12 protein-coding genes and 1 tRNA gene are annotated in these 13,612 nt (G+C 35.6%); 10 read left to right on the forward strand and 3 right to left on the reverse strand.

All coding sequences use genetic code 11. The features are described 5' to 3' along the window. The first annotated feature begins 164 nt into the window (after window positions 1-164). The 10 genes from pilV (BM088_RS19745) to BM088_RS19790 all read left to right on the forward strand — a co-directional run bounded on the left by pilV (BM088_RS19745) (window position 165) and on the right by BM088_RS19790 (window position 12,218). The gene (pilV, locus tag BM088_RS19745; RefSeq protein ID WP_091988748.1) at window positions 165-713 is read left to right on the forward strand and encodes a type IV pilus modification protein PilV; all 549 of its coding nucleotides are present in this window, start codon (window positions 165-167) and stop codon (window positions 711-713) included. Beyond that, on the forward strand, window positions 713-1,741 hold the full coding sequence (locus BM088_RS19750) for a PilW family protein (protein WP_245763871.1): 1,029 nt from the start codon (window positions 713-715) through the stop codon (window positions 1,739-1,741). The genes pilV (BM088_RS19745) and BM088_RS19750 overlap by 1 nt, the downstream gene beginning before the upstream one ends. After that, window positions 1,735-2,277, forward strand: a complete 543-nt coding sequence (locus BM088_RS19755; RefSeq protein WP_091988752.1) for a hypothetical protein — start codon at window positions 1,735-1,737, stop codon at window positions 2,275-2,277. The genes BM088_RS19750 and BM088_RS19755 overlap by 7 nt, the downstream gene beginning before the upstream one ends. A 38-nt stretch (window positions 2,278-2,315) precedes the next feature. Continuing rightward, window positions 2,316-5,345: a pilus assembly protein gene (locus BM088_RS19760; RefSeq protein ID WP_091988755.1), complete on the forward strand. Its 3,030-nt coding sequence runs from the start codon at window positions 2,316-2,318 to the stop codon at window positions 5,343-5,345. A gap of 330 nt (window positions 5,346-5,675) precedes the next feature. Then, the gene (gene pilV / locus BM088_RS19765) at window positions 5,676-6,221 is read left to right on the forward strand and encodes a type IV pilus modification protein PilV (protein WP_091988758.1); all 546 of its coding nucleotides are present in this window, start codon (window positions 5,676-5,678) and stop codon (window positions 6,219-6,221) included. A gap of 1 nt (window position 6,222) precedes the next feature. Beyond that, a complete protein-coding gene (locus BM088_RS19770) occupies window positions 6,223-7,215 on the forward strand; it encodes a PilW family protein (RefSeq protein WP_091988761.1) in 993 nt (330 codons plus the stop codon). Then, on the forward strand, window positions 7,206-7,712 hold the full coding sequence (locus BM088_RS19775) for a pilus assembly PilX family protein (RefSeq protein ID WP_091988764.1): 507 nt from the start codon (window positions 7,206-7,208) through the stop codon (window positions 7,710-7,712). The genes BM088_RS19770 and BM088_RS19775 overlap by 10 nt, the downstream gene beginning before the upstream one ends. A gap of 52 nt (window positions 7,713-7,764) precedes the next feature. Beyond that, complete coding sequence (locus BM088_RS19780) at window positions 7,765-11,502, forward strand: pilus assembly protein (RefSeq protein WP_091988767.1); 3,738 nt, start codon at window positions 7,765-7,767, stop codon at window positions 11,500-11,502. Between the two features lie 2 nt (window positions 11,503-11,504). Continuing rightward, the gene (locus BM088_RS19785; protein WP_091988770.1) at window positions 11,505-11,912 is read left to right on the forward strand and encodes a type IV pilin protein; all 408 of its coding nucleotides are present in this window, start codon (window positions 11,505-11,507) and stop codon (window positions 11,910-11,912) included. Then, the gene (locus tag BM088_RS19790; protein WP_091988773.1) at window positions 11,913-12,218 is read left to right on the forward strand and encodes a TapY2 family type IVa secretion system protein; all 306 of its coding nucleotides are present in this window, start codon (window positions 11,913-11,915) and stop codon (window positions 12,216-12,218) included. Here the strand turns inward: BM088_RS19790 and BM088_RS19795 are convergent. The 3 genes from BM088_RS19795 to BM088_RS19805 form a co-directional block, all read right to left on the reverse strand. Further along, a complete protein-coding gene (locus BM088_RS19795; protein ID WP_091988776.1) occupies window positions 12,215-12,730 on the reverse strand; it encodes a GspH/FimT family pseudopilin in 516 nt (171 codons plus the stop codon). The two genes, BM088_RS19790 and BM088_RS19795, sit on opposite strands and share 4 nt — an antisense overlap. Before the next feature lie 73 nt (window positions 12,731-12,803). After that, a complete protein-coding gene (locus tag BM088_RS27775) occupies window positions 12,804-13,355 on the reverse strand; it encodes a GspH/FimT family pseudopilin (protein WP_091988779.1) in 552 nt (183 codons plus the stop codon). A 168-nt stretch (window positions 13,356-13,523) separates the two neighbouring features. Beyond that, window positions 13,524-13,608: transfer RNA gene (locus BM088_RS19805), tRNA-Leu, on the reverse strand. Window positions 13,609-13,612: the final 4 nt, after the last annotated feature.

The raw sequence follows: 13,612 nt of genomic DNA on the forward strand, positions 1-13,612 counted from the left end.
GCTCCTCTATCATTTTATTTTTCGCAATAAAGTAAAGCAATCACTTGTTCCACAAAGCAAAATATGTTAAAAATCACACAAATATATTTAATACTCTCCTATTCGTAAATTAATAATACTAAAGCATTAATTATAAAACAATAATAATAAAAACAGGTTCATTAATGACTCAATCATCAGAAAAAGGTTTTACTTTAATTGAAGTGCTTATTGCATTTGTTGTATTGTCAATTGGCCTTTTAGGGGCTGTGGCGTTACAAGCCAAAGCAAAACAAGCGAGTTTCGATTCTCTACAAAGAACAGCAGCCTTAAGTTTAGGGAATGACATATTAGAGCGGATCGGTGCAAATGATACTAACGATGCTTTAGCAATTTATACAACATCTTTTTCTTCAACAGATCCTGAAAACGCTGCATTTTCTAATACTTGTTTTAATGCTGCCTGTGATAGTGAGCAATTAGCTCGATTTGATCTAGAACAATGGGGGAGGTCTATTCGTGCTCAAAATGGTACTGGCACTTTAGCTGGGGCCACAGTATGCATTTTATCTACAAGAGATGATCAAGAACTTGACTTGCAAGTAATTATAACTTGGATAGGTAAGCAAGAACAGGTTCAAAGTACTGAAAACCAAAGTATAGTATGTGGTGATGCAAATGCACAGCGTAAACTTGTTTCTTTGAGACGCTTTATATACATGAGGCCGGCATAGTGAAATTTCATGAAAGTAATAATATAAAACATCAAGGTTTCACTTTAATAGAGTTGATGATCTCTTTAGTGATAGGACTTTTTATACTTTCGGGTGTTATGTTTACGTATATGAGTATGAAATCAACGACTAAAAGTACTTTAGAAATAGGAGAAATACAGGAATCTGGTCGTTTAGCTATGGATATTATTAGTAAAGATATAGAAAGAGCGGGGTTTTGGGGCTCGTATTATGGTAATACATTAGACTTTAATAATGTAACCGTACTTGCAAACCCCGGAACTGATTGTTCTGAAGGTGATAATAATGCAAGCTTTCCTGGTAATTTTCCTACGAACTTTAGATATATATATGGTATTGAGACGAGTTCAGCTAATGCTTTAGGCTGTATAACAAACGCGGTTCAAAATACTGATGTAATTCAGATGAAAGGTCTTGGAGGGAATAACATCAAAGGAGAAGCATCAGGTGTTGGAAGATACTATTTAATCACTCAAAAAAAATCGGCGCAGTTCAGGGTCGGGGATGGCACCGTTTTTAACATTGCAGACGTAAATACAAATAGCACTGTGTGGGAATATAATCATTATGTATATTTTATTTCATTGCAAACAGGTCAAAGAGTAAAAGGTCAGGAAGTTGATATTCCTACTTTAATGAGAAGACGTTTATCTGCTGAAAATGGTGGTGAGTTTTCTGAAGAAGTTATTATGGAAGGCATTGAAAATATGCGCTTTGTTTATGGGATTGATACTAATGCTAATGATAAAGTTGATACTTATAGAGTTGCAGAGCAAATGCAAGCTATTGATTGGGAACAATCAAATTCAAAAATAATGTCAGTGCAAATATTTTTATTGGTACGCTCATTACAAGAGGATTTTTCATCTCCTGCAAGAAATAGAACTTATACATTGGGCGGTGTCGGCAATGATACAGCAAAAACACTTACCTTTAATGATAGGTTCCGGCGCAGTGTATTTGTTTCTACGGTGAGATTAGTTAATGGAGGCTCAGAACTTTGGTAAATATTAAAATAAGAAAAAACTCAGGTGTTGTATTAATAACTGCACTCATTATGATTTTTGCGGTATCAGGTATTGCTGTTGCCTTAATGAGTTCCAGTAGTATTGATTTAAAAATCGTTAATGCAACTCAAGAAAAAGAAAAAGCAATTAATTTAGTCAAAGGAGACTCTTTTAGAGCGATAGGCACTGAAACATCAAAAGATGTTAATAGTCATTTTTTTTATTTGAAAGGGCGATTTACTACAAAAAGTGCTGATGAAAAAAATCAATACTTTGATATAAGTAATATTAGCGGAGATACTAATGCGTACGGGCAGTCTGACTCTAAAGTATTATTATACAATGAAAACTTCGGACCTGGTCCATTGAAATGTTTACCTAGAATTGCAGTAACCCCTTCTTTAATGTGCAATTATCTTCGAATGCAAACTTCAATGCATTACGGGAAATTAGGTAGTAACGGTATTGGTAAACATGATATTGAAATCCATAGTGGTTTAGTTCAGGCCTTAGGGCCATCAAGCGAATCTTTATAAATAATATTTGATTTGCAGTAAATAATTAAGGAATACAGGTGTTAAAAAAAATAACAATTAAAATCCCTGCGATATGTTTAGCATTATTATTTGCTTCGCCGCAAATAATTAAAGCTGAAGATATCGAAATTTATGTTAATCACAATGTTAAAGATTTATCTGAAAAACCTCGCGCATTAATTATTTTTGATTCATCAGGAAGTATGGCTTGGTCAATCGCTGATGGACATCGATGTCGTGGGGAGTGTTGGGATAGTAGAATGAAAGTTGCAAAATCTGCAATTAAATCTCTGATCACCCATGAAGATAATCAAAATATAGATTTTGGCTTGATGCGTTTTAATAGTACTGATGGGGGCTATGTTATAGAAGGATTAGGAGCGAGTCAGTCTGATTTAGTTTCGGCCATTGATAATAAGATTTGGGCCGGTGGTGGAACTCCTTTAACTGAAACAATGTGGGAAGCTTATCGGTATCTATCAGGTCAAGGTGTTGATTTTGCCAAAAATGTAGATGATCGAGATACCAGTATTGAACATTACTGGAAAACATATACATCACCTTTTGTGCCTTCTAAAGATGCTTCTGGAAAAGACATTTTACGTTGTGATAATAGCGTTCATGTCATTATGATGACTGATGGAGATCCGAGCACATCTGATGATTCAAGTCGAAATACTTCAATTAGCCAGCTAGCAGGAGGTGGCAGCGGAGATCATTTAGATGAACTAGCAAAGTATATGCATGATGAAAATACAGATTTATGGTCAAGTACATCTGTAAAAGATACAGCCACAGTGCATACTATTGGTTTTGGTACAGGAATGTCTTCTAATGGAAAATTGCTATTAAAAAATACTGCAGCAGCAGGTGGTGGGGTTTATACAGCAGCAGAAACAGCAAGTGATTTAACAAAATCACTCAATCAAATATTTAGAGATATAAAAGCGTCTAATACTAGTTTCACAGCACCTTCTGTTAGTAGTAACTCCAGTAAAGTAAAAAGTGGTGATTATGTATATTATGCAATGTTTTACCCAAGTACGGATACACGTTGGGCTGGAAACTTAAAAAAGTTTGAAGTTAATGGCGATAAAATTATTGGTGGGGATGGTAAGTTAGCTGTTGACGATGGAAAAATTCTTGATTCAGCACAAAGTTTTTGGCTTGGAAGCAATGCCGCAGATGGTTCTGATGTAAAACAAGGTGGTGCTAACTTACAGTTAACAAATCAATCTACACGAACAATCTATACAGATATTGCTGATAGTGATGGCATATTGAGTTACTTCAATAAAACAACTGCTTTAACTATGGATGACATAGATAATGACTCTGATTTGGCAAACTTTATGGGTACAAATGCTGGGGGTTTAGATAATTTATTTTCATGGGCTATTGGTAATGATGTTGACAATGAAAATTCTGATGGTAATAAACGAAAAGATATCATGGGTGACCCATTGCACTCAAAACCTATCGCCATTGATTATGGTAATGATGATATTCGCATCGTGATAGGCACTAACGCTGGTTTTGTGCATATGTTTAAAGATTCAGGTGACACAGTAAGTGAAAGTTGGGCATTTATTCCAAAAGAACTTTATCCTAATTTAATTAAGCTAAGAGACAAACAAGCAGGTAAGGTATATGGTATGGATGCGCCTGTATCAGTGTACTTTAAAGATGATAACGCTAATGGTAAAGTTGATGAAAGTGATAAAGTATTTGCTTACTTTGGTATGCGCAGAGGCGGTTCAACTTATTATGCCTTAAATATTACAGATCCAAATACACCAAAACTTTTGTGGATTATATCACCTACCCAATCACCAAAAAATGACGACTTTTCTGAATTAGGCCAAACTTGGTCAAAACCTTATGTAACTTATGTTGATATTAAAGGCCATGATAGTAATAAACCGGTTCTTATTTTTGGTGCCGGTTATGACCCTATTAAAGACGATAGTTTAACAACCGATACGACTGATAAAAAAGGGCGAGGCGTTTATATTGTAGATGCAGAGTCTGGCGAACTTTTATGGAGTTTAACACCTGCTGGAACTGGGGGGAAAAATACGCATTTTGCCAGTATTGCGACAGATAGCCTTTCAGGGCTAGACAGTGTACCCAGTGCAATAACAACCTTAGACTCTGACTATGATGGCATAGTAGACAGACTTTATTTTGGGGATACTGGGGGGAAAGTTTGGCGAGTAGACATGCCTGGTTCAAATCCATTTGACACTGAAAAGCCTTGGAAACCTCACGCTGTTGCTGATTTATCGGCGACAAAACAAAAGTTTTTTTATGCACCTGAAGTTGCGAGCACTTATTTTAGTAAAATAACAAAAACAACGATAGATTCAAAAACATTTTTATCTCGCAAGCAAACTCCATTTGAAGCGATATTAATTGGTAGTGGTGATAGGGTTAATCCTGTTTCTGATACAAAAACGGCTGATTATTTATATATGATCCGAGATGAAAATACGATCACACAATATTTTGCATCAGACAAGGTACCAGAGCCTGCTAACGTATCAAAGTTGCTTGATATCACGAGTGATCCATTTAATTCTAAATTAGGAAGTGATAAAGATTTTAGAGAGTTAGAATTAGAAATTTCAACAGATTTTAAAGGTTGGTTATATAAGTTAAGTGCAGGTGAAAAGTCATTATCTAAGCCTGTAGTTGCAGGCGGAGTTGCTTATTTTTCAACTTTTTCACCAGGCAGTGATGCAGAAAACCAATGTTCTGTTAGTGGTGGTAATGGTGGCTTATACGCATTTCATTTGTTATACGGCACTATTGCAAATGATATTAAAAAACTCAATATAGGTGACAGTATACCAGATAGCCCACCTATTTATTTATCTGTTGAAAATAAGGAAATCGTTATTTCATTATTATGTCCAGGTTGTGAAAAAGGTATCATCCCGGAACTACATCCAGTTTTAGAAAATGAAGTGGCAAAAGATATAAATGGTGACGGTAAGATAGATGTTATGTCCACAAAGAGATTAAAACTTGATACCGTACGATCATATATTTATCGATTAGAATAATTGACACTGATAATTATTTAATACTCTAAAACGTTAAACCTTCGTAAATAATGTAGGTTTAATGTTTTAGCTCTCTACTTTTAATTCGATTTTATTATATTATTTATACTCTTCATTCTTTTTAAATATTAAAACCTCATACTTTACTATCGTTTAATTTTTATTCATTCCATCTATTGTATTTTTTCTAATGTTTGTGTCTATACTTCATAAATGGAGTTGTGGATAAGCATCAAGGTTTATAAATGCAAGCTAAAATAGTGTTCTATTATTATTCCAAGCTGAAAGACTTCTGTACGTGATTATAGTTAACTTTAAAAGGCTGTAATAATGAATGACTTTAAGTTTAAAGGCTTCACGTTGTTAGAAACATTAATTGCTTTTATAGTATTAACAATAGGTTTATTAGGTGCTGTTGCTTTACAAGCTAAAGCGAAACAAGCAAGTTTTGATTCATTACAAAGAGCTGCGGCGTTGTCTTTAAGTAAAGATATTCTTCAGCGTATAAGTATAAATGATACTGCTAACGTTGTTGCCCTTTATAATCGAAACTTCTCAAGTAGTGAGGCTGCGATAACCCCTTCTCCTAATTGCATTAATGTTGTGTGTACACCTACCCAAATGGCTACTTTTGATATTGAAGAGTGGAAAAAGCAAATCAAAGCGCAAGAACATACAGGAACATTGGCAAATGCAAATGTTTGTATTTCGGCGACTGAAGCGATTGTTGGGGAAATTACTTTACAAATTGTTGTGAGTTGGGAAGGTAGACAGAAAATTACTCAAAACGCAGCTAACTCGGCAATTAGCTGTGGCAGTACCTCAAGTACGCGGCGTATTGTTGTAATGAATAGCTTTGTATCTGTGAGGAGTTGATATGCGTCAAAGAGGATTTACAATAATAGAATTGATGATCTCTATGATCGTAAGTCTTTTCATTTTATCTGGTGTGATGTTTACCTATTTAAGTATGAAAATCACAACAAAAGCGACCCTTGAAATTGGTGAATTACAAGAATCGGCAAGGTTGGCTATGGATATATTAAGCCAAGATGTACAGCAGGCTGGTTTTTGGGGTACTTATTATGGCTCGACTCTAGATAGCGGTAATATCGTGTCTCCAGCTGCGCCTATTGCTGATTGTAGTGAAGGAGATAACAATGCAAGTTTTCCTAATAACCCAACAAGTAATTTTCGCTACCTTTATGGTATAGAAGCATCATCTTCAAGTGTTTTAGGCTGTATTAGCAATACAGTAACAAATAGCGATGTTATACAGATAAAAAGATTAGAAGGTAATAATGTAAATGGTATTGCAACGAACTCTAATAGATATTACTTATTAGTCGATCAAAATAGTGGCACTATATTTCCAGGTACAGGCGCTGCTCCCGTATTACCACAACTAAATTCCACAGTTTGGCCATATAATCATCATGTTTATTATATTGCAAAGCAATCTTACAACTCAGGTACAAAAAACATCACTGTTCCTGTGTTAATGAGAAAACGTTTAACTGTCAATGGTGGATTAATAAGTGAAACTATCATGGAGGGCATTGAAAATATGCGGTTTATCTATGGTTTAGACTCTGATGGTGATAATAGGGTCGATATTTATAAGACGGCGATTCAAATGGCCGCAGTAGACTGGGAGCAATCTTTAGCAAAAATACTTTCAGTGCAAATATTTTTATTAGTAAGGTCATTAGAAGAAGACTCAAGCTCAGATTCTGTCTCTAAAACATATACATTAGGAGGCAGTACAGATGCGGATAAACGAAAATTATCTTTTAATGATAAGTATCGCAGAATTTTACTTGTATCTACGGTTAAAATAAGTAATTCGGGGCAAAGTAAATGGCAATGAATAATTTAAAATCAAAGCAAAAAGGCATTGTATTAGTTGTATCTTTGGTGATGATAATTGCTGTAACGGCTATTGCTGTGACCTTATTAAGTTCGAGTAGTATAGATATAAAAATGACGAGTGCAGCACAAGAAAGTGAAGTTGCGATTGCCCGTGTAAAAGCAGATTCAGTACAAATAATCACACAAGAAAAAAAAGCTGCGGCTGCAAATAACCGTTTATTATATGAATCGGGCCAATTCCCGGTAGACCCAACTCAAGGTTTAGATGTAACACCTGTAAATTCTTCGTCGCAAGTTATTTTATTTAACAGCAATGCAGGGCCAACTTTATTGGATTGCCCAATTGTAGTAAATCCAACGCCAGGTATAAAATGTAATATGTTAAGAATTGAAGCAACTTTGAATTATGGCAAGCATGATTCGAATGGTAAAGGTAAGCATAATGTAACGGTGAGCAGTGGTATAGCACAAGAAATGGGTGCAAGTTCTTCTTAATGAAGCCCAACACTCATTAAATTTTAAATGTAATATTAATTAGGAGATTGCTATGAACTGGGGTCGTTGTTTAACACTTGTTGTGGCTCTGTTGTTAGCTGAAATATCACATAGCGAAGATATAGAATTATATGTAGGTGATACAAAAATTCAGTCGGGGACTAAACCACAAGTTCTTATTATTTTTGATAACTCAGGAAGTATGGGGACAGCAATTACGACAGTTGAAGACTATAAACCTGGTACAACATACCCAGTAGTTTCAAATTTTGATAATTCATTAAATGAAGATTTTGTATATTTTACGATAGGTACTGGGGTTGATAATGAATTACCCCGAACTGACAAAAACAGTGATACAAAACGTTTTAATTCACCTGTAAATGGCTGTGATGCTGCACGAGTTGCTTTAGAAAGGTATGGTGTCTACAGTGGCTTTATAAAAGAACATCAATATAAAGGTAATACTGGTTCTTGGGTTGAATTACAAGAAAATAGCGGTGCAAGTACGATAGCTGCATTAGATTGTTTAGATGATGTTATAGATAAAGAAGGTACAAATACTAATTTAGAAATTAAAATTAGCGGTACTACTTATACTTCTGCGGCAGATGCAATATTGCAGGGGCTTCCTGTTAATGGTGCTACTAAAAACGCAAAAAATTTTTACACTGGTAGTACAAATGTAGGTGGTTTATCGGATACTGAATATCAAGCAGCATTGGATGTATTTGATGGCGGTCAGGTAATTACCCTGTATCACCCTAACTATTTGCGTTGGTATCACGCTGTAAATAAAGTCTATGTAGATTCAACAAGATTAGCCGTAGCAAAAACAGCGATGACGTCCGTTATAAATACTACTCCGATTGTTGATTTTGGTTTAATGATATTCAACTTAGATTATAAAGGGGAAAATAAACGCGATGGTGGTCGAATTATTTCGGCATTTGGTGAAACAAGAGCCGATGTAGTAACAACTATTAATAATATTGAGGCAGAAACTAATACACCTTTATGTGAAACCTTATATGAAGCCTCAAGGTTTTTTTCAGGCAACTCAGTTTTATATGCTGATGATGATAGTAATTGTAGTAAAAACTCCTGTGGATTTTCTTATACAGGTAATACACCGGCATATGAAACTAGCATAATGTCAGGTGGCAGCTATATATCACCATTTAAAGAAGGTTGTGCCAGTAATGCCTATGTGATTTTAATAACTGATGGGGCGCCAACCAGAGATTTAGCCGCAGATGATGAAATAGCGGCATTAATCGCAACAAAAACAGACCCAAAAAATGAAGATACTTCACAAACCCCTTTTTCGGATCCATCGTTATCTAATACTAATTATTTACCAAACTTGGCTCACTGGATGAATCATAATGATGTGAATTTAAATGTTAAAGGTACGCAGTCTGTTTCTTTATATACCATAGGTTTTAGTGAAGGGGCAGATGATGCTGCACCTTTATTAAAAGCCGCAGCTGAAAATGGCGGAGGTACTTATTATTCTGCATCTGATGCGTTAGCGTTATCCGGTGCCCTTACAACGGCTTTGAATGAAATTCTACAAATAAATACTACATTTACTTCTCCTTCAGTGGCAAGTAATAACTTTGATAGAACACGCAGTTTAGACTCAGTTTATTATGCGATGTTTTTTCCTGAAGAGGGAGCGCGCTGGGCTGGTAATTTAAAAAAGCTAAAGGTAAACGGAGATGAAATAGTTGATAAAAATGGCGACCCAGCAATAGACAGTGTGGGAAACATTTCTGATAGTGCAAGTACATTTTGGTTAAAAGCCGAAGATAATGATGGAAAGCCCGACGGCAATGTTGTTAAAGCTGGTGGTGCTGGAGCACAGTTAGCAAAACAAGCATCACGTGTGGTATATACAGATGTAGGTTCAGGTTCTCCTATGCCTTCATTTACTAAAACAAATGCACTGACTCAAGTTGCTGATGATGCAGCGCTTGCGGCTTATATGGCAACTACAGAAGCTGAACTAGATAATCTATTTAGTTGGTCTAAAGGAATTGATATTGATGATGAAGATGGTGATTTGAATAGAACAGAGTTAAGGCAAGATATTTTAGGAGACCCACTGCACTCAAAACCATTAGCAATAAATTATGGTGATGGTGATGTTCGGGTTTTAATGGGAACTAATGCGGGGTCGGTTCACTTATTTAAAGATACAGGAGACGATATAAGTGAAGAGTGGGGTTTTATTCCTTATGAATTATATTCAAATTTAGCGAGTCTAAGAGACAATACAGCAGGTGTTAAAGTATATGGTATGGATGGGTCACCTGTAATTTACTTTGATGATAAAAATGATGATGGCAAAGTAGAAACAGGGGATACTGTTTGGGCTTTTATAGGTATGAGGCGTGGAGGAAACTCTTTCTATGCATTTGATTTATCAAGTCCAGATAAACCTCAATTATTATGGAGCACACCTTTAAGCTCTAGTGATCTGGGCTTCTCTGAAATGGGTCAGTCCTGGTCTAGGCCAAAAGTTGTATTTGCTGATATAGACGGATATAAAAATAGGCCTTTACTCATTTTTGGTGCGGGATATGATACTAATAAAGATGCAACAATAAAGTCTGATGATTCTGGTGGACGAGGTATATTCATCGTAGATGCTCAAACAAAAGCTTTAGTATGGAGTGTAACACCAGCTGTAACAGGAGGCCGTAATACACAGTTTAAAAGTGCGAGTGGGGATATTATTGTAGATAGTATACCTGGCGATATAAATACGATGGACTCTGATTTTGATGGCAATATTGACCGCTTATACGCATCTGATACAGGTGGTAACTTATGGCGAGTAGATATGCCAGGGAGTGACCCATTTAGCTCAGATACACCATGGACTGTCATTAAACTTGCGCAACTGGGCTCGAATGTCGAAGCGGATGATAGACGATTCTTTTATCAACCTGAAGTTGCAAGAACATTTTTTAGCAAAGTGACCGAAACTACGGTGACGGATGAAAATGGCGAATCCACAACAGCCTTAACTCGTAAAGAAACCCCCTATGAGGCAGTACTTGTGGGTAGCGGTAATCGTTCTCACCCGACATATACCACAACAAATGACGTACTGTTTATGATAAGAGATGAAAATACCATAACAAAATCTTTTAATAAAACAGCTGATGTACCTTCGGTTGTAACAATTTCTGATTTAATGGATATCACAAATGATCCATTTTCAGGAGTGCTAGATAATGAAGATGGGTTTCGAGAGTTAGAAGTTGACTTAGCGCAGTACCATGGTTGGAAGTACGGGTTAAGCACTTCTGAAAAGTCTTTATCTGAAGCAACAGTAGTGGGTGGTATTGCTTATTTTACGAGTTTCTCACCTTCTGTGGATAACGATTTGGCTAATTGTGTTTTAGATGGTGGCGGCGGCTTATTATATGCGTTTCACTTACACTATGGTGCAAAAGTATATGACAACCTTACATTAGAGGTTGGTAATAGAGTGCCTGATAGTCCGCAGTTATTTTTTGGTGAAAATGATGAAGGTGAAAGTCAATTTATTTTGATTGGTGTAGGAGCTGGTGAAGATAAAACAGGAGAGGGCGGGGGTGACTCATACTCTTCAGGAGTTGTGAAATTGATTAGTGCAAGTGATGACCCTGTACCAAAACCATGTAGCGATGGTAAGATATCACTAACAGGATGTGGGCAAGGTGGCACCAATTTTATGGGTTTTACAACACATCGAACTTATATTTATAAAAAAGAAACAGGATCAGGAAATTAAAAATGAAGAAAAATGGTTTTACATTAATAGAATTAATGATAGTCGTTGCAATTATTGGTATTTTAGCAGCTGTGGCTTATCCTAGTTATACTCAATATGTTGTGAAATCTGCAAGAGCAGAAGCCGTTACAGCGTTAATAGATGCAGCAAATAGACAAGAGCAATTTTTTGTAGATAATTATGATTATACTACAGTAGTAGCAAACTTAGGGTTACAAGCTGCGACAGAAACAGGTTTGTATACATTAGCTATTGCATCAGTTGCAAACTCTAGAGCTTTTACAATTACAGCAACTCCAGCAAGTGGGGTAGCTGCGACGGATAGTGGTTGTACTAGTTTGATTATTAATGAACTTTCAATTAAAACATCAACTGGAACAGAAACTGCGGATGAATGTTGGGGACGGTAAATGAATATTAAATTATTAACTTTAATCGCTACAATTTTTATTATGACCGCTTTTAGTATTAGTGCAAAATCTAAACTGTCAGAATATAAATGTCATGTTTTAACCGAGGATAAAATAGAAGCCGTGATAGATGTGAGTTCAAAGGTAAACAGCACTGTAGCTGCTGAAAAAGCAGTGTTCAAAAAAGGCTATAAACTACCTCAAAATAAAAAGAAAGTAATTAAAGAGGTTTTTCAATGCATCCCCTCTAATATAGAGTTTTCAACTTCAAGTGTACGTACGTTAGATGAATATACGTTGCGTTAGCATTTGTTGGTACTTTGTAATTTAATTCGACCTGCTTGACTCATAGTGATACGTTTTCCCTCTAAAGTAAGGTATTCAGGAAGGCAGTAAATAAAGCTGCCTGACTGAAACCCAGATATACTGCCATCAGGTTTATATGTGATTGCATTTCTGGGATAAGTAAACGTATGATTTTTATTGATCTTACCTATTATTTTTAACAGATAATCTTCCCCATTAAGTTTTTGATTTTTATCGTAGTCAACAAAAATAGATATTTCTTTGTGCCAAAGGTCACTACACTCCCCTGAATCTAACGGACAAACAGTAACATTTGTATTGTTATTGATAGCAAAAATTCGAGAGTACATAAGATGTGATTTTAGTAAAAATAGTCGGTTATCTCTTTCACCGGTTGCCAATAACTTTGTAAAAGAGGGGCTACTAATTGCTAAAATAATGGAGACAATAGAGCATGAAACCATTAATTCGATCATTGAAAACCCATGACATGGGAGTTTGATACACTTCATCCTTGAAGCCTTTATTCGTATGCTTTTATAAAATATAGGTTAAAAGTATTATTTTACAAACATAATTTAGAAACTAAGATCCACAAGTTATAGCAGCATCATGGCCTACGTTTCTAACTCTACCTGAAGCTGCTAAATTTAGTGTTATGCTCTGACCATTTTCTCCGTTTGGACAAAAGGTCAAGTTACCTAATTGGCTATTAGGGATCCTACCTTGACCATCGAAACTAACCGCTGTACTGGCTGTGCTATGAACAAATAAATCATTCGCATTACCTTGGGTTATGATATCCATAGTTCTAAGCATAATATCACTGGCAGGATCAAATGTAAGGTTACTGTTTATATCTACAAATACGGATATATTTTTACTGTTCCAGGTATTTACACAGGTCGAAGTTGCTGTAACTGATGCTAATGGGCAAACAACTACAAGCTCATCACTTACGGTTGCTTGAGCTCGCGCAAACATGAAATTTCGCTTTAGTTCAAAAATAAAGCTTTCAGTGCGATCATCTTCTAATAGATTAGACATACTAGGTAAAGCTATCGCTGCTAATATACCAACAATGGCAATTGTTACCATTAATTCTAATAATGTAAAACCTGATTTTTTTGACTGCATGACAGGTGCCTTAAATTTAATTTTTCTTAATATATAATTCTAAGTATAACTGTTTGTTAAGGAATTCTATATATTTGATAGCTATAAAAATTTTTTTTAAATATAAGATTAGTATAATGAATATGTTATTAGAAAAGGAAAGAGATAAGATTAAAATTTAGAAATAAATGGTGCGGAAAGAGAGACTTGAACTCTCACATCTTGCGATACTGGAACCTAAATCCAGCGCGTCTACCAATTCCGCCACTTCCGCATAT

Origin of the sequence: Pseudoalteromonas denitrificans DSM 6059, from assembly GCF_900112265.1 — a bacterium.
GTDB classification, from domain to species: Bacteria; Pseudomonadota; Gammaproteobacteria; order Enterobacterales; family Alteromonadaceae; genus Pseudoalteromonas; species Pseudoalteromonas denitrificans.

Coding starts and splice junctions, on each gene's coding strand:
- BM088_RS19780 (WP_091988767.1), top strand. CDS start 7,765: ATGAACTGGGGTCGTTGTTTAACACTTGTTGTGGCTCTGTTGTTAGCT.
- BM088_RS19785 (WP_091988770.1), top strand. CDS start 11,505: ATGAAGAAAAATGGTTTTACATTAATAGAATTAATGATAGTCGTTGCA.
- BM088_RS27775 (WP_091988779.1), bottom strand. CDS start 13,355: ATGCAGTCAAAAAAATCAGGTTTTACATTATTAGAATTAATGGTAACA.
- pilV (WP_091988748.1), top strand. CDS start 165: ATGACTCAATCATCAGAAAAAGGTTTTACTTTAATTGAAGTGCTTATT.
- BM088_RS19790 (WP_091988773.1), top strand. CDS start 11,913: ATGAATATTAAATTATTAACTTTAATCGCTACAATTTTTATTATGACC.
- BM088_RS19770 (WP_091988761.1), top strand. CDS start 6,223: ATGCGTCAAAGAGGATTTACAATAATAGAATTGATGATCTCTATGATC.
- BM088_RS19795 (WP_091988776.1), bottom strand. CDS start 12,730: ATGAAGTGTATCAAACTCCCATGTCATGGGTTTTCAATGATCGAATTA.
- BM088_RS19775 (WP_091988764.1), top strand. CDS start 7,206: ATGGCAATGAATAATTTAAAATCAAAGCAAAAAGGCATTGTATTAGTT.
- pilV (WP_091988758.1), top strand. CDS start 5,676: ATGAATGACTTTAAGTTTAAAGGCTTCACGTTGTTAGAAACATTAATT.